Here is a 25,365-nt window from a genome sequence, read left to right as displayed (position 1 = left end):
GGGGTAGGACCGGACTTGTGTAGTTTTACTACATATCGACGGCGATTTCAGCCCTTTGGATACAATCTTTAGTAGCAAAACTACAGTTTTTTTGCTGTCAGTCGCGTGCAGCGCGCCAGGTCAGTGGGTTTGTCCACTGTCAGCGCCGCGCGTGCAGCCCGCCAAAAAGGATAGACCATGAGCCTGCCCGCGCTGGCCACTTTGCCTGCCACCCTTGACTCCCTTGCCCTGCGCGCCGAGCAGTCCTTGCAGACGGCCTTTGCCGAGCTGTCGGCGGATGCCGCGGCGCGTTTTGCCGTCTGGTCGGGCTCTCGGCAAGAGACCCTGCGGCGGGTTGCTGCGGCCAGTGACTTCGTGGTCCAGCAGTCTCTGCGCGATCCGCAGATGCTGCTGCAGCTGGCCGACTCTGGCGAACTGGAGCGTTCGCTGCAAGCCGGCGAGCTGCGCGCGCAGCTGGCCGCGCAGTTGCTCGAGTGCGAGGGTGAAGATGAGCTGGGGCGGCGCTTGCGGCGCTTTCGCAATCGCCAGCAGCTGCGCATCATCTGGCGCGATATCAGTCGCCAGGCGGATCTGGTCGAAACCTGTCGTGACCTCTCGGAGCTGGCCGATAGCTGCATCGACTTGGCCTACCACTGGCTCTATCCCCAGCACTGCGCACAGTTCGGCACGCCGATCGGCCGACGCACGGGACAGGCGCAGCACATGGTGATTCTCGGCATGGGCAAGCTGGGCGCCCATGAACTGAACCTGTCCTCGGACATCGACCTGATCTTCGGTTATCCGGAGGGCGGCGAGACCGAGGGGGTGAAGCGCCCACTGGATAACCAAGAGTTCTTTATCCGCCTTGGCCAGCGCCTGATCAAGGCGCTGGATGCGATCACCGTCGAGGGCTTCGTATTCCGCACCGACATGCGCCTGCGTCCCTACGGTTCCTCGGGGTCGCTGGTGTTCAGCTTTAACGCGCTGGAGCAGTACTACCAGGATCAGGGCCGCGACTGGGAGCGCTACGCGATGATCAAGGCGCGCGTGGTCGGCGGCGATCAGCAGGCCGGTGAGCAGCTGCTGGAGATGCTGCGGCCCTTCGTCTATCGACGCTACCTGGATTTTTCTGCCATCGAAGCGCTGCGCAGCATGAAGCAGCTGATCCAGCAGGAGGTGCGGCGCAAGGGCATGGCCGAGAACATCAAGCTCGGCGCCGGCGGCATTCGCGAGGTGGAGTTCATTGCCCAGGCCTTTCAGCTGATCCATGGCGGGCGTGACCTCAGTTTGCAGCAGCGTTCCCTGTTCAAGGTGCTGACCACCCTGGAGGGCCAGGGTTATCTGCCCGCGGCGGTGACCGACGAACTGCGCGAGGGCTATGCGTTCTTGCGCTATACCGAACATGCCTTGCAGGCGATCGACGACCGGCAGACGCAGATGCTCCCGGATAATGATCAGGATCGGGCTCGGGTAGCCTTTATCCTGGGTTTCGCTGACTGGGCGGCGTTCCATGAACGGCTGATGCACTGGCGTGGGCGAGTCGACTGGCACTTCCGCCAGGTGATCGCCGATCCCGACGAGGACCTGAATAACGCCGAGGAAGAGGTCGTCGGCGGCGAGTGGTTACCGCTGTGGGAGGACGCTCAGGACGAGGCGGGCGCCTGTCGCCAGCTGGAGGATGCCGGGTTCGCCGATGCGCCGGCGGCCCGTCAGCGACTCGCCGGCTTGCGTAGCGGCAATCAGGTGCGCGCCATGCAGCGCCTCGGCCGTGAGCGCCTGGACGCCTTTATTCCACGGCTGCTGGCGCAGGCGGTGGAGCACGACAACCCCGATCTGGTGCTGGAGCGCGTGCTGCCGCTGGTCGAGGCGGTGGCGCGGCGCTCGGCCTATCTGGTGTTGCTGACCGAAAACCCCGGCGCCTTGCAGCGTCTGCTTACCCTGTGCGCCGCCAGCCCCTGGATCGCCGAGCAGATCACCCGCTTCCCCTTGTTGCTCGACGAGTTGCTCAACGAGGGTCGGCTGTTCAAGCCGCCGTTGGCACCGGAGTTGGCGGCCGAGTTGCGCGAGCGGCTGATGCGCATTCCCGAGGAGGATCTGGAACAGCAGATGGAGGCGCTGCGCCACTTCAAGCTGGCGCATCGCCTGCGCGTGGCGGCCTCGGAGATCGCCGGCTCGCTGCCGCTGATGAAGGTCAGCGACTATCTGACCTGGCTGGCCGAGGCGATCCTCGATCAGGTGCTGGCCCTGGCCTGGCGCCAGACCGTGGCTAAGCACGGTACGCCACGGCGCGCCGATGGCAGTCCCTGTGATCCGGACTTCATCATCGTCGGCTACGGCAAGGTCGGCGGTATCGAGCTGGGCCACGGCTCGGATCTCGACCTGGTGTTCATTCACGGTGGCGATCCGCAAGCCGAGACCGATGGTGCCAAGCCGATCGATGGAGCGCAGTTCTTCACCCGGTTGGGCCAGCGCATCATTCACCTGCTGACCACGCAGACCAACTCCGGGCAGCTCTACGAAGTCGATATGCGCCTGCGTCCGTCGGGCGCGGCGGGCCTGTTGGTCAGCTCACTCGGTGCCTTCCAGCGTTACCAGGAAAGCGAAGCCTGGACCTGGGAGCACCAGGCGCTGGTGCGCGCACGGGTGCTGGTCGGCAGCCCGCGGGTGGGCCAGGCGTTCGAGGCAGTGCGCGCGGCGGTGCTTGGGCGTGAGCGCGACCTGAACGCGCTGCGTACCGAGGTCAGCGAGATGCGCGCGAAGATGCGCGACAACCTCGGCAGCAAGGTCACCGCCGCCGGTACTGCGGCCAATGCCTTCGAGGCCGCGTCCCCCTTCGATCTGAAGCAGGATGCCGGTGGTATCGTCGATATTGAATTTATGGTGCAATACGCGGCCCTGGCCTGGTCGCGAAAGTACCCGGAGCTGCTGCAGTTCACCGACAATATCCGCATTCTGGAAGGTCTGGAACGGCTCGGCTTGGTGCCTGGGGACGATGCGCGTTTATTGCAAGAGGTCTACAAGGCCTACCGCGTGGCGGCTCATCGCCAGGCGCTGCAAAAGCAGCCCGGGGTGGTGAGCGGCGATCAATTCCACGCCGAACGGCGCAGCGTGCTGCGGATCTGGCGGGAGCTGGGGCTGAACTGAGTTTTTCGTAGGGCGGATGGCGCATGGCGCACCGACCTCTGTGCACGAATCGAATTTGAGGAGCAGGCAACTATGTCGATGGCCGATCGTGATGGCGTGATTTGGTATGACGGCGAACTGGTGCAGTGGCGCGACGCGACCACCCATGTACTGACCCACACCCTGCACTACGGCATGGGCGTATTCGAGGGCGTGCGCGCCTACAACACGCCGCAGGGCACCGCGATCTTCCGCCTCGAGGCGCACACCGATCGCCTGTTCGATTCGGCCCACATCATGAATATGCAGATCCCGTTCAGCAAGGACGAGCTCAACGAGGCGACCCGCGCCGCCGTGCGCGAGAACAACCTGGAAAGCGCCTACATCCGCCCGATGGTGTTCTACGGATCGGAAGGCATGGGCCTGCGCGCCAGTGGCCTGAAGGTCCATGTGATAGTCGCCGCCTGGAACTGGGGCGCCTACATGGGCGACGAAGCCCTGCAGGTTGGCATCAAGGTGCGTACCAGTTCCTTTACGCGCCACCACGTCAACATCTCGATGACCCGCGCCAAGGCCAACGGCAACTACATCAACTCGATGCTGGCGCTGCAGGAGGCGATCTCCGGCGGTGCCGACGAAGCCATGCTGCTGGATACCGAAGGCTACGTGGCCGAAGGCTCGGGGGAGAACATCTTCCTGGTCAAGAACGGCGTGGTCTACACCCCGGAAGTGACGTCCTGCCTGAATGGCATCACCCGCAGCACCATCCTCACCCTGGCCGAAGAGCTGGGTATCAAGGTGGTCGAGAAGCGCATCACCCGGGATGAGGTGTACATCGCCGATGAGGCCTTCTTCACCGGCACCGCCGCAGAAGTCACGCCGATCCGCGAAGTGGACGGTCGGAAGATTGGTGCCGGCCATCGCGGCCCGATCACCGAGATGCTGCAGACCGCCTACTTCGACCTGGTGACGGGTAAGACCCGCAATCACGCCGAATGGCGCACCTTGGTCAAATGAGACCTGAATTAGGTTAAAGCGGGGAGGCAGCCAGGCTGTTTGGAAGCGTCGCGAGCGACGGTGAGACAAGGTAAAAACAGGCGTGCTGGCGGAGTTGACTGCGGTCAATGAGCAAGCACGCCTGTTTTTAACGCAGTATCGCCGAGCGCAGCAGCTGCCATACAGTCTGGTAAGCCTCCTTGGTCGTTTTTGGAATAGGCATGAAAATACTGATCGTAGGCCCCAGCTGGGTCGGTGACATGGTGATGGCGCAGACCCTGTTTCAGTGCCTGAAGCAGCGGCACGCCGACTGCGAGATCGACGTGCTGGCGCCCGAGTGGAGCCGGCCGATTCTCGAGCGCATGCCCGAGGTGCGTCAGGCCCTGAGTTTTCCGCTGGGACATGGCGTGCTGCAACTGGCCACCCGGCGCAAGATAGGCCGCTCGTTGGCCGGTCAATACGATCAGGCGATTCTCCTGCCCAACTCGCTGAAGTCGGCCCTGGTGCCCTTTTTCGCCGGTATCGGCAAGCGCACCGGCTGGAAGGGTGAGATGCGCTACGGCCTGCTCAACGATGTGCGGGTGCTGGATAAACAGCGCTATCCGCTGATGATTGAGCGGTTTATGGCGCTGGCGTTCGAGCCGGGCGAGTTGCTGTCCACGCCGTACCCGCGGCCGTCCTTGTCGATCGATCCGGCCACGCGCGACGCGGCCCTCGGCAAGTTCGGCCTGAGCCTGGATCGCCCGGTGCTGGCGCTGTGTCCGGGCGCCGAATTCGGCGAGGCCAAACGCTGGCCCAGCGAGCATTACGCTGAGGTGGCCGAAGCGAAGATTCGCGCCGGTTGGCAGGTCTGGCTGTTCGGCTCGAAGAACGATCATGCGGTAGGCGAGGAGATTCGTCAGCGCTTGATTCCGGGGCTGCGCGAAGAGGCGGTCAACCTGTCCGGCGCAACCGCGCTGGCCGAGGCCATAGATTTGCTCTCCTGCGCCAGTGCCGTGGTGTCCAACGACTCCGGCTTGATGCATGTGGCGGCCGCGCTGAACCGCCCGTTGGTGGCGGTCTATGGCTCGACCTCGCCGCAGTTCACCCCGCCGCTGGCCGAGCACGTGGAGATCGTGCGCCTGGGCCTGGAATGCAGCCCCTGCTTCGATCGCACCTGCCGTTTCGGCCATTACAACTGCTTGCGTCAGCTGAGCTCGGGCCCGGTGCTCGAGGCGCTGGAGCGCCTGGTGGCCGATCCAGTTGAGGTCCAATAGTTTGCGCGTTCTGCTGATCAAGACCTCCTCGCTGGGCGACGTGATTCATACCTTGCCGGCGTTGACCGATGCGGCGCGGGCGATTCCCGGCATCCAGTTCGACTGGGTGGTGGAGGAGGGTTTCGCCGAGATTCCCGCCTGGCATCCGGCAGTCGCCCAGGTGATTCCGGTGGCCATTCGCCGCTGGCGCAAGAATTTCTGGCAGACCTTGAGAAATGGCGAGTGGCGGCGGTTCAAGGCGCGGCTGCGCGAGACCCGTTACGACCTGGTGATCGACGCCCAGGGCCTGTTGAAAAGCGCCTGGCTGACGCGTTATGTCAAGGCGCCGGTGGCTGGCCTGGATCGCAACTCGGCGCGCGAGCCGCTGGCTAGTCGCTTCTATGCCCAGCGCTATGCCGTGCCGCGTGAGCAACATGCCCTGGAGCGTGTGCGTCAGCTGTTCGCCCAGGCGCTAGGTTACCCAGCGCCTGGTGATCTCGGTGACTATGGTCTGAGTCGCCGGCAGCTGGCCGGGGCTTCGCCGTCGCCCTATCTGCTGTTCCTGCACGGCACCACCTGGCCGAGCAAGCATTGGCCGGAAAGCTGTTGGCGTGAATTGGCCGAGCGCATGAGTGCGCAAGGCTGGGCCGTGCGCCTGCCGTGGGGCAACGCCAGCGAACAGGCGCGCGCCGAACGGATTGTCGCGGGATTGGACAATGCGGCAGTGCTGCCCAAGTTGAGCCTCGCCGGGGTGGCCAAGGTGATCGCCGGCGCCCAGGCCTGCGTGGCCGTCGATACCGGACTCGGCCACCTGGCGGCGGCCCTGGATGTGCCGACCATCTCGCTGTACGGCCCGACCTTGCCCGGACGGGTCGGGGCCTATGGCCGTTCGCAGATTCATCTGTGCGCCAGCGGTCCGAACGCCGGCCAGGGTGATCGACATAAGCCTTGTTTCGACGACCTGCCAACCGAGCGGGTGGCTACCGAGTTGCAGGCACTGCTCCTGGCAGCCCCCAGCTTGAGTGAGGACCGCGTCTGATGCAGTTGGCTTTTATCCTTTATAAATACTTCCCCTTCGGCGGGCTGCAGCGTGACTTCATGCGCATTGCCCTGGAGTGCCAGCAGCGTGGCCACGCCATCCGCGTGTACACGCCGATCTGGGAGGGCGAGATTCCCGCCGGTTTCGAGGTGGTGGTGGTGCCGGTCAAGGCGCTGTTCAACCACAAGCGCAACGAGAAATTGACCGCCTGGGTACAGGCTGATCTGGCCGCGCGTCCGGTCGACCGGGTGATCGGCTTCAACAAGATGCCGGGGCTGGATGTCTACTACGCCGCCGACGGCTGTTTCGAGGACAAGGCGCAGACCCTGCGCAATCCGCTGTACCGCCTGTGGGGGCGTTACAAGCACTTCGCCGACTATGAACGGGCGGTGTTCGCCGCCGAGTCGAAGACCGAGATTTTGATGATCTCCGAGGTGCAGCAACCATTGTTCGTCAAACACTATGCCACCCCGGCGCAGCGCTTTCACCTGCTGCCGCCGGGCATCGCCCTCGACCGCCGCGCGCCGGCCAATGCCGCCGAGATTCGCGCCGAGTTTCGCCGCGAGTTCGAGCTGGCGGACGATGAGCTATTGCTGGTGCAGATCGGCTCCGGGTTCAAGACCAAGGGCCTGGATCGTAGCCTGAAGGCCGTCGCCGCCCTGCCGCGCGAGCTGAGAAAGCGCACCCGCTTGATCGCCATCGGCCAGGACGACCCCACACCCTTCCTGCTGCAGATCAAGGCGCTGGGGCTTTCCGATCGGGTACAGATTCTCAAGGGGCGCAGTGATATTCCACGCTTCCTGCTGGGCGCCGACCTGCTGATCCATCCGGCCTATAACGAGAACACCGGCACCGTGTTGCTCGAAGCCCTGGTCGCCGGGTTGCCGGTGCTGGTCAGCGATGTCTGTGGCTATGCCCACTACATTGCCGAGGCCGATGCCGGTCGAGTGCTACCCAGCCCCTTCGCGCAGGAACGGCTGAATAGCCTGCTGGCCGAGATGCTCGGCGACCCTGCAAGGCATGCCAACTGGCAGCGCAATGGCCTGGCCTTTGCCGATAAGGCCGATCTGTACAGCATGCCGCAGCGCGCGGCCGATGTGATTTTGGCGGAGCGCCGATGAAGTTATTGCTGAGCGAACCGTTCAAGACCCTGTGGGCGGGCAAAGATGCCTTCGCCGAGGTCGAACAGCTGCAAGGTCAGGTCTATCGTGAGCTGGAGGGGCGCCGCACCCTGCGCACAGAAGTGGATGGGCGCGGCTATTTCGTCAAGATTCACCGCGGCATCGGCTGGGGCGAGATCGCCAAGAACCTGCTCACGGCCAAGCTGCCGGTGCTCGGCGCCGGTCAGGAGTGGCGGGCGGTTCGCCGCCTGCACGAAGCCGGCGTGGCGACCATGACCGCCGTGGCTTACGGCGAGCGTGGCGGCAACCCGGCGACGCAGCACTCCTTTATCGTTACCGAGGAGCTGGCGCCGACTGTCAGTCTGGAGGATTTTAGCCTCGACTGGACGCACAATCCGCCGGCGCCGCCACTCAAGCGCGCGCTGCTCGACGAAGTGGCGAAGATGACCGGCACCATGCACCGTGCGGGGGTCAATCACCGCGACTGCTACATCTGTCACTTCCTGCTGCACACCGACAAGCCGGTTAGCGCCGATGATTTCAGGTTGTCGTTGATCGATCTGCATCGCGCACAAACCCGCACGGCGATCACCCGGCGTTGGCGCAACAAGGACTTGGCCGCCTTGTATTTTTCCGCCCTGGATATCGGCCTGACCCGGCGCGACAAGCTGCGCTTCCTGCGCGGCTATTTCTGCCAGCCGCTGCGCCAGATTCTGCGCGAAGAGGCGCGCCTGCTGGCCTGGCTGGAGCGCAAGGCGGAGAAGCTGTACGCGCGCAAGCAGCGTTACGGGGATGCGCTCTGATGGCCGGTTGGAATCTCGATCCGCAGTACCAGCACCTGGCCGATGAGTTCGGCAGTCTCGAGCGGGTGTTTGCCCTGCAGGGCGAAGGCCTGACCAAGGACCTGCTTTCCGAGGTGATCCGCGTCGAGCGCGGCGGCGTGTTTTATTACGTCAAGCGCTACTGGGGCGCCGGCAAGGGCCTGCGGCGCTATATTGGCCGGCCGAGGGTGAAGGCCGAGTGGCAGAACCTCAAGTGTTTCGCCAAGTGGGGCATCCCCACGGCACCGATCGTCGCCTATGGTCTGGAACGCAACGCTGGCGCCTTCGTGCGTGGCGCGCTGATCACCCGCGGCCTGGACAATACCCAGGATATGGCGTGGCTGGCCGGTCGCGATGATCCGCGGTTGGCCGATGCCGGCTGGGTGAGCGTCATCAGCCGCCAGTTGGCCCGGGCGACGCGCACCCTGCATGACCATCACTTCACCCATAACGATCTGAAGTGGCGCAACCTGCTGGTTAATGACCGTGCCGAACTGTTCTTCATCGATTGCCCCACCGGTGCCTTCTGGTGGGGACCATTGCTGCGCTACCGCATCGTCAAGGACCTGGCCTGTCTGGACAAGGTGGCCAAGTACAAGCTGTCGCGCACCCAGCGCCTGCGTTTCTATCTGCAGTACCGTGGCCGCACCCGGTTGAATGCCAGCGACAAAAAACGCCTGCGCCAGGTGGTGGGTTATTTCGAGGGCCGCGAATGAGTGACTTTATCGCCGCCGAGGACAGGGCGCTGTTGCAGGCGCATGGTCTGGCCGACTTCGACGCGCTGTGGGCACTCGAACTGGAGGCGGTGGACGCGCCTAATACCGAGCGCGGCGGCTGGAGTAGTGTCTATCGCCTGGATCTGGGCGAGGTGGCGTTCTACCTCAAACGCCAGAGCAACCACCTGACCCGTAGCCTGCTGCGCCCGTTGGGCGAGTCGACCTTCGCCCGCGAGTTTCGCAGTATTCAGCGCTATCGTCAGCTGGGCATTCCGGCGCTGCAGGCCGCCTTCTTCGCCGAGCGGCGGTTGCCCGGCGAGCGCCGCGCGATCCTGCTGACCCGCGCCTTGGACGGCTGGCAGGATCTCGAGCAGTGGTTGCAGGACTGGCACGACTTGGCTGCTGCGCAGCAGGCGGCGATCCTGCGGGCCTGTGGTGGGCTGGCGCGCGCGTTGCATCAGGGCGGACAACTGCACGGCTGTTTCTACCCCAAACACATTTTTTTGCGTGAAAGCTCAGGAGCGTTCGAGGCTCGCTTGATCGACCTGGAAAAGACCCGGCCCCTGCTGTTTGGCAGGTATGACCGGATCAGGGATCTGGAGCCGCTGCTGCGCCGCGCCAGCGACTGGAGCGACAACGACATGCGCTGCCTGCTGACGGCGTACCTGCCCGCGGGCGCCAATCTCGAGCGCTGGGGCCAGCGCCTCGACGTCCGCCGTCGGCACAAGGGGGCGAGCCGATGAGGCTGCTGGAGCTGAGCCAAGCCGGGCGTACCCCGGCCTTGCCGCTGCGCATCGAACTGCTGGATGCCGCCGGCCCCGCGACCCTGACCGTGGAAAAGTTGCTGCGCGTATTGCCGGGGCAGCGCTATGTCGGCGTGGCCGAGTGGCGTGGGCGCAAGGTGCTGGCCAAGCTGTTGGTGGGCGCCAAGGCGGCGCGGCATTTTCAGCGTGAATTGACCGGCGTGCGCCTGCTCGCCGATCAGGGGCTGACCACGCCGGCATTACTGGCCGATGGCCTGCAAGAGGGCGAGGGTGGCTGGTTGCTGTTCGACTACCTGGAGGAGGCGGACAGCCTGTGGCAGGCCTGGCGCGCCGTCGAAGCCCAGCCGCTGTTGTCCGAGGCCCAGCAAGCTGTGCTCGGCGAAGCCTTGGGCGCCATCGCCCGGCTGCATGCCAGGGGCCTGTGGCAGGCCGACCTGCATCTGGATAACCTGCTGCGTCACGATGGCCTCTTGCATGTGATCGATGGCGGCGGAGTGTGCGTGGCCACCCCCGGCCAGCCGTTGCCGCGCGACAAGGTGCTGGAAAACCTCGGTGTGTTCTTTGCCCAGCTGCCAGTCGAGCTGGAGTCCTTTATCGAAGAGCTGCTGGTCCATTACCTGTTGGTCAACGGCGAACATGCCCTGCCACTCGAGGCGCTGTTGAAGGCCGTGGCCAAGGTGCGGGCTTGGCGGCTGCGCGACTACTTGCGCAAAGTGGCCCGCGATTGCAGTTTGTTCAGCGCCAGCATCGGTGCCTTCGGCCTGCGCGTGGTGCGTCGCGACGCACAGGCCGAGCTGCAGCCATTGCTGGATGACCTCGATCAGGCCACCGAACGGGGGCATCTGTACAAGACCGGCGGTGCCGCCACGGTGGCGCGCGTTGAGCTGGATGGCCGGCCGCTGGTGGTCAAGCGCTACAACATCAAGAACTTCGCCCATTGGCTGAAGCGTTTCTGGCGTCCCAGTCGCGCCTGGCACAGCTGGGTGGCGGGGCAGCGCTTGCAATTGCTCGGTATCAGCACGCCGCGGCCACTGGCCGTGCTGGAGCGACGCTGGTGCTGGTTGCGCGGGCGTGCCTACCTGATTACCGAATATGCCGCCGGGCAAGATATAATCGCGCGTTTTCAGCCCTGCTTGGATAAAGAAGGGAGCAGTTCTCCGCCAGAAATCGAACTGGCTGCCCTCGACCGGCTGTTCGCCGCACTGATTCGCGAGCGCATCAGTCATGGCGATTTCAAGGGGCATAACCTGTTCTGGCAGAATGGCCATTGGTCGTTAATCGATCTCGATGCGATGCGTCAACACCATAGTGCGCGCGGCTTCGCGCGGGCCTATGCCCGCGATCGCGCCCGCTTTCTACGCAACTGGCCGGCCGATTCAAGGCTGTTCCAGCTGCTCGACAAACGTTTACCGCAGGTGCCCGGCACCTGCCCCGAATAGAGGCTTTCACCTTTGGCACTGACGATTCTCGGCCTGTCCGGCGCCCTCAGTCACGATCCCTCCGCCGCCCTGTATATCGACGGCAAACTGATCGCGGCCGCCGAAGAAGAGCGCTTCGTGCGTGATAAGCACGCGAAGAACCGCATGCCCTACGAGTCGGCCAAGTTCTGCCTGGAACAGGCCGGGATCAAACCGTCCGACGTCGACGTAGTGGCGATTCCTTTCGCCCCAATCAGCCTGTTCGGCGAGGCTCGCTGGAAATACGCCAAGCGCTACTGGTACGCCCCGGATCGCGCCCTCGACGCCATCCTGATGGGCAACCGGCGCTACAAGCGCTACCGCAACAAGATCGTCTGGTGCCTGGAGCAGCTCGGCTTCGACCCGAAGAAAATCAAGATCGAACCGGTCGAACACCACCTGGCCCACGCCTCCAGCGCCTATCACTGCTCGGGGTTCCAGGAGAAGACCGCAATCCTCGGCATCGACGGCAAGGGCGAGTACGCCACGACCTTCTTCGGTTACGGCGAGAACGGCAAGATCCACAAGATCAAGGAGTTCTTCGACCCGGACTCGCTCGGTGGCCTGTATGGCGCGATCACCGAGTTCCTCGGTTTCGAGATGCTCGACGGCGAGTTCAAAGTCATGGGCATGGCGCCCTACGGCGATGCCAGCAAGTATGATTTCTCCCGTTTGGCGACCTTCGAGAATGGCGAGCTGGTGATCAACACCGAATACGCCAACGTCATCGGCCTGCGACGCTACAAAGAAAACGGCAAGGGCTTCTATTTTTCCAAGAAGCTGATCGACTGGCTGGGGCCGAAGCGCGAAGGTGACATCGCCGACGACCCCTACATCCATTACGCCGCCAGCATGCAGGCGCTGTTCGAGAAGCTGGCGCTGCAGATGATGGATCACTACCTCGGCGACATCATCAAGCAGACCGGCAAGATCGCCTTCGCTGGCGGCTGTGCGCTGAACGTCAAACTGAACCAGAAGATCATCGCCCGCCCCGAGGTCAAGGAGCTGTTCGTCCAGCCGGCTTCCGGCGACGCCGGCACCGCAGTCGGCGCCGCCGCCTACGTCTCGCATGCCCGTGGTGTACCGGTGGAGAAGATGGAGCACGTCTACCTCGGCCCGTCCTTCTCCAACGAAGACGTCATCGCCGCCTGCGCCCGGCACCCGAGCAAACCGGTGTTCAAGCAAATCGACAACATGCCGCAGCGCATCGCCCAGATCATGGTCGACGGCAACCCGGTGGCCTGGTTCCAGGGCCGTATGGAGTTCGGCCCGCGCGCCCTCGGCGGCCGCTCTATCATCGGCTGCCCGAGCATCCCAGGGGTGGCCAACCGGATCAACGAGCAGATCAAGTTCCGCGAGCGCTGGCGCCCGTTCTGCCCCTCGATGCTCGACACCGTGGGTGCGCAGATGCTCAAGGTCGATCATCCATCGCCGTTCATGACCTTCACCTTCGAAGTCAACGAAGAATGGAAGACCCGGGTCGGCGAAGTGGTGCACGAAGATGGCACCTCCCGCGCCCAGGTGCTCAAGCGCGAATACAACCCGCGCTACTACGACATGATGCTCGAGCTGGAGAAGCTCACCGGCAACGGTGTATCGCTGAACACCTCGCTGAATCGCCGTGGCGAGCCGATGATCTGCTCGCCCACCGATGCGTTGAACATGTTCTATGGCTCGGACCTGCAGTACCTGATCATGGAAGACATTCTCGTGGTAAAGGACGGCAAGGGCTGGTATGAGCAGGCCTGAGCCGCGGGTTCTGCAGTTCTGTCACGGCTATGACGGGCCCTTTCTCGACTGTGCCCGGCAATACGCCAGCCTGTTCGTGGGTACCGAGTACAAGGTCACCACGGTCTACCTGACGGGTGCGCCGAGCGCGGAGGTCGAGCAGGGCTCGGCCTCCGACGAAGTGATCTTCCTCAATTACCGGAGCAAGGACGTTCGCGGCCTCAAGCTCAAGGCCATTGGCGATATCAAGCGCATCGTCGCGGGTCGCGATTTTCGCCTGTGCATCGCTCATCGCTTCAAGCCTGTCTATGTGGCCCTGCTTGGCACTCGGTTGCCGGTGATCGGCGTGCACCATGCGTTCGGTGATTACCAGAGGCGCTCGCGTCGGTTGTTTGCCAATCTGTTCAAGAAGCGCCTGGCGCTGCTCGGGGTGTCCGATGCGGTGCGTGACGATATGCGCGCGTGCCTGCCAAGTTGGGCGCGCGAACGCATCGCAACGCTATACAACCGCATCGATATCGCGGCGGTACAGACCGAGCTGCTCGATCGCCAGGCCGCGCGCGCGGCGCTAGGGTTGCCGCAGGATGCCTGGGTCGTCGGCAATGTCGGTCGCCTGCACCCGGATAAGGATCAGGCCACCCTGATTCGCGGCTTCGCCGAGGCTTTACCGCAACTGCCACCGGGCAGCCTGTTGGTGATCATGGGCAGCGGGCGCCTGGAGGCTCAGCTGAAGGCCCTGGCCGTCGAGTTGGGGGTGGCGGTGCAGGTCTGTTTTCTCGGCCAGGTTGCCCAGGGCCGGCGTTACTTCAAGGCATTCGATACCTTTGCCCTGAGTTCCGATCATGAACCCTTCGGCATGGTGTTGCTCGAGGCGATGGCGGCCGGTGTGCCACTGATCGGCAGCGACTGTGGCGGTGGGCGCGAGGTGGTCGAGGGCGTGGGGGTCCTGTTTCCGCTAGGCGATACGCATGCGCTGGCTGCTGCCCTGCGCCACATGGCCGGTCTGGATACCGAACAGCGCGAACTCTGTGCCGCGCTCATGTTGCGCCGGATCGAGGCCTGCTTCTCCGATCATGCCGTGCGCGAGGCGTTCTGGCGTCTCGGTCTGCTTGCCGGCTGACCGCAAACTCAAAACCTCCGGGACCGTTAGGCCCGGGTGGGCGATAGGTACGCTATGACGGCTCAGCCGAGTATATGTTTCGTAATTCCCTATTTCGGCCGTTGGCCTTTCTGGATGCCGTTCTTTCTGGAGAGCTGCCGGTGCAACCCGGATGTCGATTGGCTGCTGTTCAGCGATTGCGGCGTGCCGGCCGATCTGCCTGGCAACGTGCGGATAGAGAGCATGAGCTACGGTGACTACTGCGCCCTGGTCGCCGAGCGGCTGGGTATTCCGTTTGCACCGAAGAACGCCTACAAACTCTGCGATATCAAACCTGCGTTGGGCTATATCCATGAAGACCGCCTGAAAGGCTACGATTTCTGGGCCTTCGGTGACATCGATCTGGTCTTCGGCCAGCTGCGCGACTATTTCACGACCGAGCGTTTGGCGCGCTTCGATCTGTTCTCTACCCACGAGCGGCGAGTGTCGGGACATTTATGCCTGGTCCGCAACGTCCAGCGCATGCGCGAAGCCTTTATGCGCATGCCGAGGTGGCAGGCGCGCTTCTGTGACCAGCAACACCATGCCTTGGACGAGGGGGCATTCAGTCGGATTTTCCTCTGGCGCAAGAACTTCCCCCGTCCGCTATTCAGGCTGGTGGGCTTGCTCAACCCCTGGCGCCGCCGCAGTGAGTTCGTTGAGGCGTTCAGTACGCCCTCTGGCTGTATCCCCTGGACCGATGGCGGTTTCGAGTTCCCCTCGTGCTGGTATTGGCGCGAAGGGCGACTGACCAATGATCTGAACAGGGGGCGGGAGTTTCCCTACTTTCATTTCGTGGTGTGGAAGCGTGATGCCTGGCCAGCGCTCGACGAGCCTTCGGTCGAAACACTCCAGGCTCTGGCGAAACAGCCGGTGTGGCGGATCAATTCTCAGGGATTTGCGCGGGATAACGGATGAGCAGGCGAATCAAGGTTTTACAGCTCCAGCCAGACTACAACGTCAAGGCCCACGACTTTGCCGACCTTGCCGAGCAGATCGTCAAGGCCCTGCCTGCTGAGCGCTATGAAGTGGTGGCGGCTTTCCTGCGGGGTAAACCGCAGCCAGGCGAGCCGGTAAGTCGGGCGGACCGCTCGGTCTACTTCGAGTTTTCCGACGGGCAACTCAAGGGTATGCGTCTGCTGGCCATGTGGCAGTTGTATCGTTTCTGTCGGGCAGAAAAGTTCGATGTGGTGATCTGCAACCGCTTCAAACCGGTCAATATGCTCCTGCAGTTGAATCGCTGGTTGAAGGTGCCGTTGTGCATCGGCATCTCCCATGGTTTTGGCGAGTACGATCGCTATTACCGACGCCGTCAGACCAAGCGGCTGGTCGATGCGGCCTGGCGCTTCGTCGGGGTCTCGCCGGCCGTGAAACAATACTTGCTCGACTGCAAGTGCGGCTTTACCGAACAGAATACGCTGGCCATTACCAACGCCATCGATATTCCCCAAGCCGAGGCCCTACAGCATTCGCGCGATGAAGCGCGGCGCTTGCTGGGGCTGGACCCCGCTGTACGCCTGCTCGGCGCGCTCGGTCGTCTGGTGCCGGTCAAAGGCCATACCTATCTGCTCCAGGCGTTTGCCAAGCTCAAGGATGACTATCCACAGGTGCAGCTGGCGATCATCGGCAAGGGCCGCGAAGAGGCGCGCTTGCTGGCCGAGGTCGATCGGCTCGGGCTGCAGGGGCGGGTCCACCTGCTCGGCTTTCGAGAGAATGCTCTGCAGTATGTCCGCGCTTTCGATATCTGGACCATGCCTTCGCTGGCCGAAGGCCTGGGGCTGGCCTTGCTGGAAGGCATGAGCGGGCACCTGCCGGTGATCGCCTCGAATGTCCCGGCCATGCTGCCGTTGATCGAGGGGGCCGGCGGTATTGCCGTGCCTCCGGCAGACGTCGAGGCGCTGAGTCAGGCACTGCACAGCTATTTGCAGTTGAGCGATCAGCAATTGCAGGCTAAGGGTGAGCAGGCCTACGCCTACCTGTGCGCCAATCACGATATCGACGTCTTCCGTCAGCAGTATCTGCGGCTCATCGAAGAGTCGCTGAGTCAGGCGAGTGCCCCCCCTATGAGTCAGAATTCCCAGCTGGTCAGTGTCATCATCGCCTCCTACAACCATGCACCTTATATCGAAGAGTGCATTCTCAGTGTGCTGGCGCAGACCCACCCGCAGGTCGAGCTGTTGGTGGTGGACGATGGCTCAACGGATGACAGCGTCGAGCGTATCCGTCGTCTGCAAGTCGAGCATGGCTTTGACTTTCAGATGCAGCAAAATCAGGGGCTGACCCGTACGCTGAACTCGGCAATCGCTCGGGCTCAGGGGGACTTGATTGTGCCTTTCGGTTCGGATGACGTGATGCTGCCTGAGCGTTTGGCCAAGCAGGTCGCCTATCTGCAGGGCAAGCCTGAGGTGGGCATCTGTGCGGGTAATATCGAGTTGATCGATGCGCACGGAAATCTGTTTCCAGAGAAGCGCCAGCGTCGAGATGTGCCTTTCCGGCGCATGGATTTCGACGATGTGTTTATGGAGCGTAAACCCTACGCCCCCGCCACGACCTTGATGATCCGCAAGGAAGCCCTGGAGAAAGTTGGCGGTTTCGATCCGGATATTCGTCTAGAGGACTTGGCGATCGAGCTGAAGATTACCCATGCGGGCTATTACATCGATTGCCTGGGTGAAGTGCTGGCCCGCTACCGCAAGCACGCCACCAACTCCTACAAAAACCACCGCTTCATGATTGACAGCATTCTGCGTATTTATGCCATGTACCGCGAGCATCCTCAGTATGAGTTCGTGCGTACGCGCTTTCTCAGCTCGATGTTCCTCAAGTGCTCTAATCGCGATCGCAAGCTGGCGCGTGAGCTGCTGGCGCAGATCCCCTTCAAGTACTGGTCGAAGAAGACTTGGCGAGGTCTGACGAGGCTCTACTTCTCACCGTTGGAAAAGGACTGAGTCGCGATGGGGTTCTGGGCCAGGTTCTTGGAAAAACGCGCCAAGAAGCAGATTCGTCGGCTACCCAAGTTCGAGCGTGGGCCCGCCAGGTTCCAGCAGCGCTACCCGCACTATCAGGTTGGCGTCGGCACCTATGGCCTGCCCATCGTGCATGATTGGCAGGAAGGCACGACTCTCAGAATAGGCAGCTACACCTCGATTGCCGAGCAGGTGGAAATCTTTCTGGGTGGGCACCATCGCACCGAGTGGATCAGTACCTACCCGTTTCCGGCGATGATCCCCGAGGCTGCCGAGATTCAGGGCTATGCCGTGAGCAGGGGGGATGTGCTGATCGGTAGCGACGTGTGGCTGTGCAGTAACGCCGTTATTTTGTCCGGTGTCACTGTGGGGCATGGTGCTGTGATCGCTGCAGGGGCGGTGGTGAGCCGCGATGTGGCCCCTTATTCGATAGTGGCAGGCAACCCCGCACGGCACGTACGCTGGCGTTTTCCACCTGAGGTCTGCGCAGCACTGCTTGAGGCTGCTTGGTGGGAATGGCCGGAGCAGGAAGTTTTCAGAGTTAGCCCGCTGTTGTGCAGCGATCGACTGGATGAGTTTCTGGACTATGCGCGACAGCGTGCGCAGAGATCAGAAGGCGGTTAAGAGCGCGCGCTCGATCAGTCGGCGAACAGCGTCTGGGCTTTCTTGCCCGCGTACCGACTGTAGCCCGCTTGCAGGGCGGTAAGGTGCTCCTCGAACAACCAGTGGTTGTCTTCGGTATAACGGCGCATGTGTTTCAGGTTGCGCTGCCGCTTGGCAAAACTGAGGGCACGCCGACTGATCTGCATGTCGGCCAGGTCTATCAGCCCCAGTTGCCCGCAGGGCTGTACCAGCACGTTGCCCAGATGCACCGAGCGAAAGTAGACCCCCGCCTCGTGCATCTTCGCCAGCAGCTCGCCGAACTGCTCGATCAGCTGCTGTCTTCGCGCAGGGGGGCTCACGCTGAGGGCCTGGCGCAAGGTCTCTCCGGGCAGGGGCCGGTAATGCACCGCTGTGGCGTTGATTGGGCCGGGTAGCGCATAGAGCTGAATCACTTCAGGGCTGATGAAGCCTAGTAGCTGCAGGCGTTGGGCGTTTTCGGCGAAACGTTTGGCGTAAGGTTTGAGCGTTTCACTGGAGAGCAATCGGCGTTTACGGAAGAGCTTGAGGAAGCTACCGTCCGCCAGACGCAGAACTTTGGCTCCCAGCCCGTCACTTTCCAGCACGCAGGCATCGTTCGACAGTGCATCGTATTGGTTCTGAGACAGGGTCAGCATAACTTCGGTGTCTCTTGAGTATGGCGAGATCTGATGTTCAGCGCGGCGATAAGCGCCAGTGGGATCCAGGTCACGAACCAGTGCTCTTTGGGCCTGGAGAGAATTCCGCCGCCTTCGGCGAGCCCTGCGCCAATACCGTATGCCAGCAAGGCGCCGCCGATTACAAAGAGCCAGTTGTGCCTTTGCCGCCAGCAATGTTTCAGCGCCACGAGATGCATGGCTAGCCAGAGACCCAGACCAATGATGCCGGTGTAATACAACACCCCGATAGCAAAACTGTGAGGTTCCCTGAATGTGGTTGCCAAGCCCTCGATGTATATGGCCAGGCTGGCCCCGAAGCCAAAGCCTAGCCAAGGCCGTCGACTGATTTTGTCGAGGGCATCTTGCCAGAGCTCCAGGCGGAAAGACGTGCCGCGGCTCACCAGTGCGTCGGGATAAAGTATTAGCAGTCCGGCCAGGGTGAGCGCGCCGGCCAGGACCAGCATGATCGAGCGCCTATTCCAGCAGGCCAGAGTCAACCATCCACAGGCTATGGCGGTGGCGAGAATCGGAGTGCGCGACCCCGTGGCCAGCAAGGTGATTGCGCTTATTAACAGAGGGGCTATAGCTATCCAGCTCTGGCGTTGTGGCAAGGTCATGACCAGCGCTAACCAGAAGATGCAAAAGAAACCAAACAGGTGTGAGCTCAACAGGGGGTTATCCAGTGCGCCTGGGCCAACCAGCCTACTGTCAGGCATCCCGCTAATGGCGAACGCACTGAGTGAGTAAAGGGTCAGTGGAATCATCAGCAGGGCTGCGATCAGCGTGGTCTGCTCGAGGCGCCTGCTCGATTGCCGGGTCAGCAGTGAGCAGCCGGCAAACAGCATGAACACATATAGGGGGCGCTTCAGCAGGCTACCTATGGGGGTTTCCGTGGCGGACCAGGAAATGCTCAGCAGGGACCAGGCAGAAAACGCCAAGAAAAGCAGCACGATGGGCTCGCGCAGCAACATTCTGAGTGTCTCCGGCCGCAATATCAGTGCGATCAGGGCGGGGGCGGCAATCAGTGCGTAAAACGACTTGTGGTAGAGGCTGCGGTCAGGCAGCACAGCCAAACCTATCAGCAGCATCAAATAGCCTAGCGGCAGTAGCCAGTCGCAGATGAAAGAGAAGGTTTTGTGCGCGCGGGCTGGTGCCTGGAAATCCATCAATCCCTGGTTCCGGTATGTGATTGGGCGGCAATTCTACCCGATCGAGTCGTGAAAATACTGCCCGCTTGGCGATGAGTCTGGGCTGGGACGTTGGGCTTGTGGGCTGTGGTAACATCCGCCTCTTTGTCGGCTGCGGGTCCCTGATTTATGAGCGAGAACGCTGCAAGACCAGATGCTTCATCAAGTCTGAAGATCTATCTGCGTCTGCTTTCTTATGTGCGCCCCTACATCGGGCTCTTTCTGCTCAGTATTCTCGGTTTCCTGATTTTCGCCTCCACCCAACCGATGTTCGGCTACATCCTCAAGTATTTCGTCGATGGCTTGTCCAATCCAGAGGCCAGCTTATTTCCGAACACGCCTTATCTGCAGGATGTTCAATTGCTGCAGGCCGTGCCGTTGCTGATCGTATTGATTGCGCTCTGGCAGGGGGTGGGCTCCTATCTGGGTAACTACTTCCTGGCCAAGGTTTCACTGAGCTTGGTGCATGATCTGCGGGTGGCCTTGTTCAATAACCTCTTGGTCCTGCCCAACCGCTACTTCGATAACCACAATTCGGGCCACCTGATTTCACGCATCACCTTCAACGTGACCATGGTCACGGGTGCGGCTACCGATGCGATCAAGGTGGTGATCCGCGAAGGCATGACGGTGTTGTTCCTGTTCGCTTCTCTGCTGTGGATGAACTGGAAGCTGACCCTGGTGATGGTGGCCATCCTGCCGCTGATCGCGCTGATGGTAAGCAGCGCCAGCAAGAAGTTTCGCAAGCAGAGCAAGAAAATTCAGGTCGCCATGGGTGATGTTACCCATGTGGCCTCCGAGACTATCCAGGGTTATCGCGTGGTGCGCAGCTTTGGGGGTGAAACCTATGAGCAAACCCGCTTTCTCGATGCCAGCCAGAGCAATACGGACAAGCAGTTGCGCATGACCAAGACCGGCGCGGTCTATACGCCCATGCTGCAGTTGGTGATTTACAGCGCCATGGCGACGCTGATGTTCCTGGTGCTGTTCCTGCGTGGCGAGGCCTCTCCGGGTGATCTGGTGGCCTACATCACGCTGGCCGGCCTGTTACCCAAGCCGATCCGTCAGCTCTCCGAGGTCAGCTCGACCATTCAGAAGGGCGTGGCGGGTGCCGAAAGCATTTTCGAACAGCTCGATGAAATCCCGGAGACTGATCGTGGTACCCAGGAGCGTGAGCGGGTCAGTGGGCGTCTTGAAGTGGCTAATCTGAGCTTTCAGTACGAAGGCAGTGACAAGCCGGTGCTGGACAACATCAACTTTGTCGCTGAAGCCGGGCAGGTGGTGGCCCTGGTTGGCCGTTCGGGTAGCGGCAAGTCGACCCTGGCTAATCTGATTCCGCGCTTCTACCACCATGACCAGGGGCAGATCTTGCTCGATGGCCTGGATGTCGAAGATTACAAGTTGCTCAACCTGCGCCGACACATCGCCCTGGTGACCCAGCATGTCACCCTGTTCAACGATACGGTGGCCAATAACATCGCCTATGGCGATTTGCAGGGCGCGCCGCAGGAAGCGGTGAGCCACGCTGCAGAAGCGGCCTATGCGGCGGAATTCATCGAAAAAATGCCGCAAGGCTATGACACCCTGGTGGGTGAGAATGGCGTGCTGTTGTCCGGCGGCCAACGCCAGCGTCTGGCCATCGCGCGCGCGCTGTTGAAAAATGCCCCCGTGCTGATTCTCGATGAGGCCACTTCGGCCTTGGATACCGAGTCGGAGCGGCATATCCAGGCGGCGCTGGATGAGGTGATGAAGGGCCGCACCACCCTGGTGATCGCGCACCGGCTGTCCACTATCGAGAAGGCCGACCTGATCCTGGTCATGGAGCAGGGGCGCATCGTCGAGCGTGGTACCCATGCCGAATTGCTGGCGCTGAACGGCTACTACGCGCGCCTGCATGAACGAGACTTTGTCGAGGGCGCCGAGGCGTCCGTGGTGGAGTCGAACGTTTGATGTTGAACTACCTGTGCGCCTGGCGCGAGCGTGGCTGGACGCAGATAGACGCCGCCACTTATAGCGAGGTCTGGCAGCGCTTCGGTGGCAGCGTGGTCACCCATCCGCAGGTGGTCGAACGGCTGGCGGGCCTGGCCGGAATTCCGGTGCGTTACCTGGGCTGGCTGGAAGGCGACGAGCTGGTCGCGGCCCTGCCGTGCTGGGGGCGCTACCTGGCGTTGTCCAAGGAGCTGCTGAAGAAGCGTGGCCAGCGTGGCCTGTTCGATCTGGGCAATGCCGAGATCATTCTGCCGCTGGCCGAGCGGGCCCGGGTGCCGGTGCGCCAGCGTATGCGTTACGTTTCCGAGCTGAATTCCGGGCGGGTCAGTAGCCTCAAGCCTCAGCCGGAAGGCTTGGCCTTGGCCCGCGCTCCCGAGGATTACTCGAAAAAGTTTCGTTACAACCAGCGCCGTGAGCAGCGTCTGTTGGAAGAAGCGGGCGGTGTGCTCAAGCCAATGCTGGATTTCAGCGCGGCCGAGCAAGCCGCCATGTATGCCGATTTGTTCCAGCGTCGCTGGGGCTTCGAGGCGCCGGGCAAGGCGCACCTGGTCGAGGTGTTCGGCTTGTTGCGCGAATTCATGACCGGTTCGGTGGTGTTGCTTGAGGACGCTCCCGTCGCCGTGCAGGTGCTCTATCGGGTCGAGTCGAGCCAGTGGATTTCCCTGGAATACATCAACGGCGGGGTCGATCCGCAGAGCCGCGCGTTCAGCCCCGGCAGCGTGCTCAGCTTCGTCAATACCCAGGCGGCCTGGGCCGAGGCGCGCGCCTTGGGCAAGCCCTTGCGCTACTCCTTCGGCCGCGCCGATCGCGAATATAAAGACCGCTGGTGCCATACGGTGCCGGTCTTCCAGGTCTGAATCGGTTATGAGTGCGCGCAAACAGCAGTTACTCAAGCGACATCGTCGCGCCAAGCGCCTGACCCTGCTGGCGCTGCTGCCCGTGCTCGCTTTGCTGGCGTGGTTTGCCCCCGGCTGGCTGGTGCCGCTGCTGATGGTGCTGGGCTGGGTCGGGCATGAGGCCTGGTTTGCCGACCACCTGTTTTACTCGCCGCGCGATGATTACCGCTACGACTTTCCCGCCGATACCCTGAGTCTGCCGGTGGCCTTGAGTGCTGGTCGACTGCAGGTGGCTGGCGAGCTGACCGCGGCCGACACCTTGATCCTCGAGGTGCGACTGCGCGCCAGCTGGCTGGGGCGTTGGCTCGATCCTTATGTGCGAATTGGCGATGACCGCCAGGACTTCGAGCGTGGCGTCGCCGGCCGGCGCTACCTGAATCTGTCCGGACAGGCCGAATCCTTGCGCAAGGGCGAGCTGAGGCTGGCCGCGCGCTTCTGCCGTTTGCCGGCCACAGCCACCCTGCATGCCTTTAGCCATCCAAACTATGCCCGGCGGCGGCTGATGATCCTCGCCCCGCATGCCGACGATGCCGAGTTGGCGGCCTTCGGTTTGTACAGTCGCAGTGCCGAGGTCAGTGTGGTTACCCTGACCCAGGGCGAAATCGAAGCCGATGCCTATCGGCGGCTGGGCTTGGACATGGCGCAGGCGGCGCGGCTGAAAGGCCGCCTGCGCAGTTGGGACAGCTTGGCCGTGCCGCTCTGGGGTGGTGTGCCGCAGAGCCGCTGCGTGCAGCTCGGTTACTACTGCCTGCAACTGCCGGCGATGGCGGCCGAGCCGGACAAGGCCTGCGGTTCGCGCGAGTCCGGGGAAGCGGACATCCGCAGCGTGCGCCAGCACAACCCGCTGCCGCTGCCGGCGGATGCCGACGGAAAGCCTAGCTGGAACAACCTGATTGCCGATCTGGCGGCGGCATTGCAGCACTTTCGCCCGGAAGTCATAGTCACTCCGCATCCCGAACTCGATCCGCATGCCGATCATGTGGCGACGACCCAGGCGCTGTTCGAGGCGATCCGTCGCAGCAGTTGGAAACCGACAGTGGCGCTGCTGTACGCCAATCATCTGCATGATAACGACCGCTGGCCCATGGGCCCGGCCGGCTCGGGCATCGCCCTGCCGCCGGCGATCGAGGCGCTGCCGGCTGACGCCTTGTGGAGCCCGCTGTTGAGTCGTGAGGTGCAGTTGGACAAGGCCATGGCGTTGGCCATGCAGCATGACTTGCAGGGTCGCCCACCGTTGAAGAAGCGCCTGCGCCGGCTGATCCAGCGCCTGCTCAGCGGACGGCGCTGGCCCGCCAGCGGCGAGGATGAGTTCTTCCGCAAGGCGGTGCGCCGCCACGAGCTGTTCTGGGTGCGCGCGCTCGACGGCTGAAGGGGTTGCCGCGTCAGGCAGATTGCGACCCTATGCTATGATTCGCGGCGTTTTCGCCGTATTCCGGAGTAATCATGAAGCTAGCTATGCCCCGTTTCGATCAGGCCCACGTGTTGGTGGTGGGCGATGTCATGCTCGACCGATATTGGCATGGCGGCACCTCGCGAATCTCTCCGGAAGCGCCGGTACCGGTGGTCAAGGTCGAGCAGATCGAGGATCGTCCGGGCGGCGCGGCCAACGTCGCGCTGAACATCGCCGCGCTGGGTGCGCCGGCGGTGCTGGTGGGCGTGACCGGTGAAGACGAAGCCGCTAACAGCCTGAGCAATAGCCTGGCCGCCGTGGGCGTGAAAACCCGCTTTCAACGCATCGCCAGCCAGCCGACCATCGTCAAACTGCGGGTCATGAGCCGCCACCAGCAGCTGCTGCGGATGGATTTCGAAGAGCCGTTCAACACCGACTGCGCCGCCCTGGCGATGGAGGTCGAAGCGCTGCTGGATGGGGTCAAGGTGCTGGTGCTGTCGGACTACGGCAAGGGCGCCCTGCAGAACCATCAGGTCTTGTTGCAGGCGGCGCGGGCGCGCGGCATTCCGGTGCTGGCCGACCCCAAGGGCAAGGATTTTTCCATCTACCGCGGCGCCAGCCTGATCACCCCGAACCTGCATGAGTTTGAAGCGGTGGTCGGTGCCTGCGCCGATGAAGCCGAACTGGTGGCCAAGGGTGCACAGCTGATGCGTGAACTGGAGCTGGGTGCCTTGCTGGTGACCCGCGGTGAGCACGGCATGACCCTGTTGCGCCCCGAGCACCCAGCCCTGCACTTGCCGGCTCGCGCCCGTGAAGTGTTCGATGTGACGGGTGCCGGTGACACTGTTATCTCGACCCTGGCGGCCAGTCTGGCTGCCGGTGAAGAGCTGCCCCACGCCGTGGCCCTGGCCAATCTGGCCGCCGGTATTGTGGTCGGCAAGCTGGGCACCGCCGCCATCAGTGCACCGGAACTGCGCCGCGCGATTCAGCGCGATACGGGTTCCGAGCGCGGCGTGTTGAGCCTCGATCAATTGCTCCTGGCGATTGACGATGCCCGCGCCCATGGCGAGAAGATCGTCTTCACCAACGGCTGCTTCGACATCCTCCATGCCGGCCATGTGACCTATCTGGAGCAGGCGCGTGCGCAAGGCGATCGGCTGGTCCTGGCGGTGAATGGCGACGCCTCGGTCACGCGCCTGAAGGGCCCGGGCCGGCCAATCAACTCGGTGGATCGGCGCATGGCGGTACTCGCGGGCCTTGGCGCGGTGGATTGGGTGGTGAGTTTCAGCGAAGACACCCCGGAGAACCTGCTCAAGCAGGTGCGCCCGGATGTGCTGGTCAAGGGCGGCGATTACGGTCTTGAACAGGTGGTCGGCGCCGACATCGTCAAGGCCTATGGCGGTGAGGTGCGGGTGCTGGGTTTGGTGGAAAACAGTTCAACGACCGCTATCGTCGAGAAAATCCGGAGCAAGTAGCCCGGTTTGCGGGTGACCGGCCGGGCTGCCAGGCACCCGCCGCGGTG

20 protein-coding genes and 1 pseudogene are annotated in these 25,365 nt (G+C 62.7%); 19 read left to right on the top strand and 2 right to left on the bottom strand.

The window, feature by feature from the left end:
• Positions 1-177: 177 nt before the first annotated feature.
• From glnE to FBY03_RS02800, 15 genes and pseudogenes are all read left to right on the top strand, one after another.
• The gene (gene glnE / locus FBY03_RS02865; RefSeq protein ID WP_147170690.1) at positions 178-3,123 is read left to right on the top strand and encodes a bifunctional [glutamate--ammonia ligase]-adenylyl-L-tyrosine phosphorylase/[glutamate--ammonia-ligase] adenylyltransferase; all 2,946 of its coding nucleotides are present in this window, start codon (positions 178-180) and stop codon (positions 3,121-3,123) included.
• A gap of 72 nt (positions 3,124-3,195) precedes the next feature.
• On the top strand, positions 3,196-4,119 hold the full coding sequence (ilvE, locus tag FBY03_RS02860; RefSeq protein WP_147170689.1) for a branched-chain-amino-acid transaminase: 924 nt from the start codon (positions 3,196-3,198) through the stop codon (positions 4,117-4,119).
• Between the two features lie 200 nt (positions 4,120-4,319).
• The gene (gene waaF, locus FBY03_RS02855; protein WP_147170688.1) at positions 4,320-5,354 is read left to right on the top strand and encodes a lipopolysaccharide heptosyltransferase II; all 1,035 of its coding nucleotides are present in this window, start codon (positions 4,320-4,322) and stop codon (positions 5,352-5,354) included.
• A 1-nt stretch (position 5,355) separates the two neighbouring features.
• Positions 5,356-6,372: a lipopolysaccharide heptosyltransferase I gene (gene waaC, locus FBY03_RS02850; protein ID WP_147170687.1), complete on the top strand. Its 1,017-nt coding sequence runs from the start codon at positions 5,356-5,358 to the stop codon at positions 6,370-6,372.
• Complete coding sequence (locus FBY03_RS02845; protein WP_147170686.1) at positions 6,372-7,493, top strand: glycosyltransferase family 4 protein; 1,122 nt, start codon at positions 6,372-6,374, stop codon at positions 7,491-7,493. Before waaC ends, FBY03_RS02845 begins: the two co-directional genes overlap by 1 nt.
• On the top strand, positions 7,490-8,296 hold the full coding sequence (gene rfaP / locus FBY03_RS02840; protein ID WP_147170685.1) for a lipopolysaccharide core heptose(I) kinase RfaP: 807 nt from the start codon (positions 7,490-7,492) through the stop codon (positions 8,294-8,296). The genes FBY03_RS02845 and rfaP overlap by 4 nt, the downstream gene beginning before the upstream one ends.
• A complete protein-coding gene (locus FBY03_RS02835) occupies positions 8,296-9,030 on the top strand; it encodes a lipopolysaccharide kinase InaA family protein (RefSeq protein ID WP_147170684.1) in 735 nt (244 codons plus the stop codon). The genes rfaP and FBY03_RS02835 overlap by 1 nt, the downstream gene beginning before the upstream one ends.
• Positions 9,027-9,773, top strand: a complete 747-nt coding sequence (locus tag FBY03_RS02830) for a lipopolysaccharide kinase InaA family protein (RefSeq protein WP_147170683.1) — start codon at positions 9,027-9,029, stop codon at positions 9,771-9,773. Before FBY03_RS02835 ends, FBY03_RS02830 begins: the two co-directional genes overlap by 4 nt.
• Complete coding sequence (locus FBY03_RS02825; RefSeq protein WP_147170682.1) at positions 9,770-11,233, top strand: lipopolysaccharide kinase InaA family protein; 1,464 nt, start codon at positions 9,770-9,772, stop codon at positions 11,231-11,233. The genes FBY03_RS02830 and FBY03_RS02825 overlap by 4 nt, the downstream gene beginning before the upstream one ends.
• Before the next feature lie 12 nt (positions 11,234-11,245).
• Positions 11,246-13,000, top strand: a complete 1,755-nt coding sequence (locus FBY03_RS02820) for a carbamoyltransferase (RefSeq protein ID WP_147170681.1) — start codon at positions 11,246-11,248, stop codon at positions 12,998-13,000.
• On the top strand, positions 12,987-14,099 hold the full coding sequence (locus FBY03_RS02815) for a glycosyltransferase (protein ID WP_147170680.1): 1,113 nt from the start codon (positions 12,987-12,989) through the stop codon (positions 14,097-14,099). Before FBY03_RS02820 ends, FBY03_RS02815 begins: the two co-directional genes overlap by 14 nt.
• 54 nt (positions 14,100-14,153) lie before the next feature.
• Positions 14,154-15,035, top strand: coding sequence for a DUF6625 family protein (locus FBY03_RS02810; protein WP_147170679.1), 882 nt, complete (start codon positions 14,154-14,156; stop codon positions 15,033-15,035).
• Positions 15,032-16,168, top strand: a pseudogene (locus FBY03_RS23030) (glycosyltransferase); the annotation flags it as partial. The gene FBY03_RS02810 and the pseudogene FBY03_RS23030, both read left to right, overlap by 4 nt.
• Positions 16,169-16,180: 12 nt before the next feature.
• Positions 16,181-17,065 carry a glycosyltransferase gene (locus FBY03_RS23025; RefSeq protein WP_178090552.1) on the top strand — a complete coding sequence of 295 codons (885 nt, stop codon included), beginning with the start codon at positions 16,181-16,183 and terminating at the stop codon, positions 17,063-17,065.
• A 6-nt stretch (positions 17,066-17,071) separates the two neighbouring features.
• Entirely contained in the window at positions 17,072-17,707 is a 636-nt protein-coding gene (locus FBY03_RS02800) for a CatB-related O-acetyltransferase (protein ID WP_147170677.1), read from the top strand.
• 14 nt (positions 17,708-17,721) lie between these two features.
• Here FBY03_RS02800 and FBY03_RS02795 read toward each other — a convergent pair whose 3' ends face one another.
• Together FBY03_RS02795 and FBY03_RS02790 are read right to left on the bottom strand one after the other, a co-directional pair.
• Entirely contained in the window at positions 17,722-18,360 is a 639-nt protein-coding gene (locus FBY03_RS02795; RefSeq protein WP_147170676.1) for a lipopolysaccharide kinase InaA family protein, read from the bottom strand.
• Entirely contained in the window at positions 18,354-19,547 is a 1,194-nt protein-coding gene (locus FBY03_RS02790; RefSeq protein WP_147170675.1) for an O-antigen ligase, read from the bottom strand. The genes FBY03_RS02795 and FBY03_RS02790 overlap by 7 nt, the downstream gene beginning before the upstream one ends.
• A gap of 150 nt (positions 19,548-19,697) precedes the next feature.
• On the opposite strand from FBY03_RS02790, the gene msbA reads away from it, so the two are divergent.
• From msbA to hldE, 4 genes are all read left to right on the top strand, one after another.
• On the top strand, positions 19,698-21,518 hold the full coding sequence (gene msbA, locus FBY03_RS02785) for a lipid A export permease/ATP-binding protein MsbA (RefSeq protein ID WP_147170674.1): 1,821 nt from the start codon (positions 19,698-19,700) through the stop codon (positions 21,516-21,518).
• The gene (locus tag FBY03_RS02780) at positions 21,518-22,414 is read left to right on the top strand and encodes a GNAT family N-acetyltransferase (protein ID WP_147170673.1); all 897 of its coding nucleotides are present in this window, start codon (positions 21,518-21,520) and stop codon (positions 22,412-22,414) included. The genes msbA and FBY03_RS02780 overlap by 1 nt, the downstream gene beginning before the upstream one ends.
• Before the next feature lie 7 nt (positions 22,415-22,421).
• Complete coding sequence (locus FBY03_RS02775; RefSeq protein ID WP_147170672.1) at positions 22,422-23,822, top strand: PIG-L deacetylase family protein; 1,401 nt, start codon at positions 22,422-22,424, stop codon at positions 23,820-23,822.
• A 74-nt stretch (positions 23,823-23,896) separates the two neighbouring features.
• The gene (gene hldE / locus FBY03_RS02770; RefSeq protein ID WP_147170671.1) at positions 23,897-25,318 is read left to right on the top strand and encodes a bifunctional D-glycero-beta-D-manno-heptose-7-phosphate kinase/D-glycero-beta-D-manno-heptose 1-phosphate adenylyltransferase HldE; all 1,422 of its coding nucleotides are present in this window, start codon (positions 23,897-23,899) and stop codon (positions 25,316-25,318) included.
• The last annotated feature ends 47 nt before the right edge of the window (positions 25,319-25,365 follow it).

It is taken from the genome of Pseudomonas sp. SJZ079 (assembly GCF_007993865.1).
Taxonomy (GTDB): domain Bacteria; phylum Pseudomonadota; class Gammaproteobacteria; order Pseudomonadales; family Pseudomonadaceae; genus Aquipseudomonas.
This window is presented reverse-complemented; position numbering and strand designations above follow the sequence as displayed.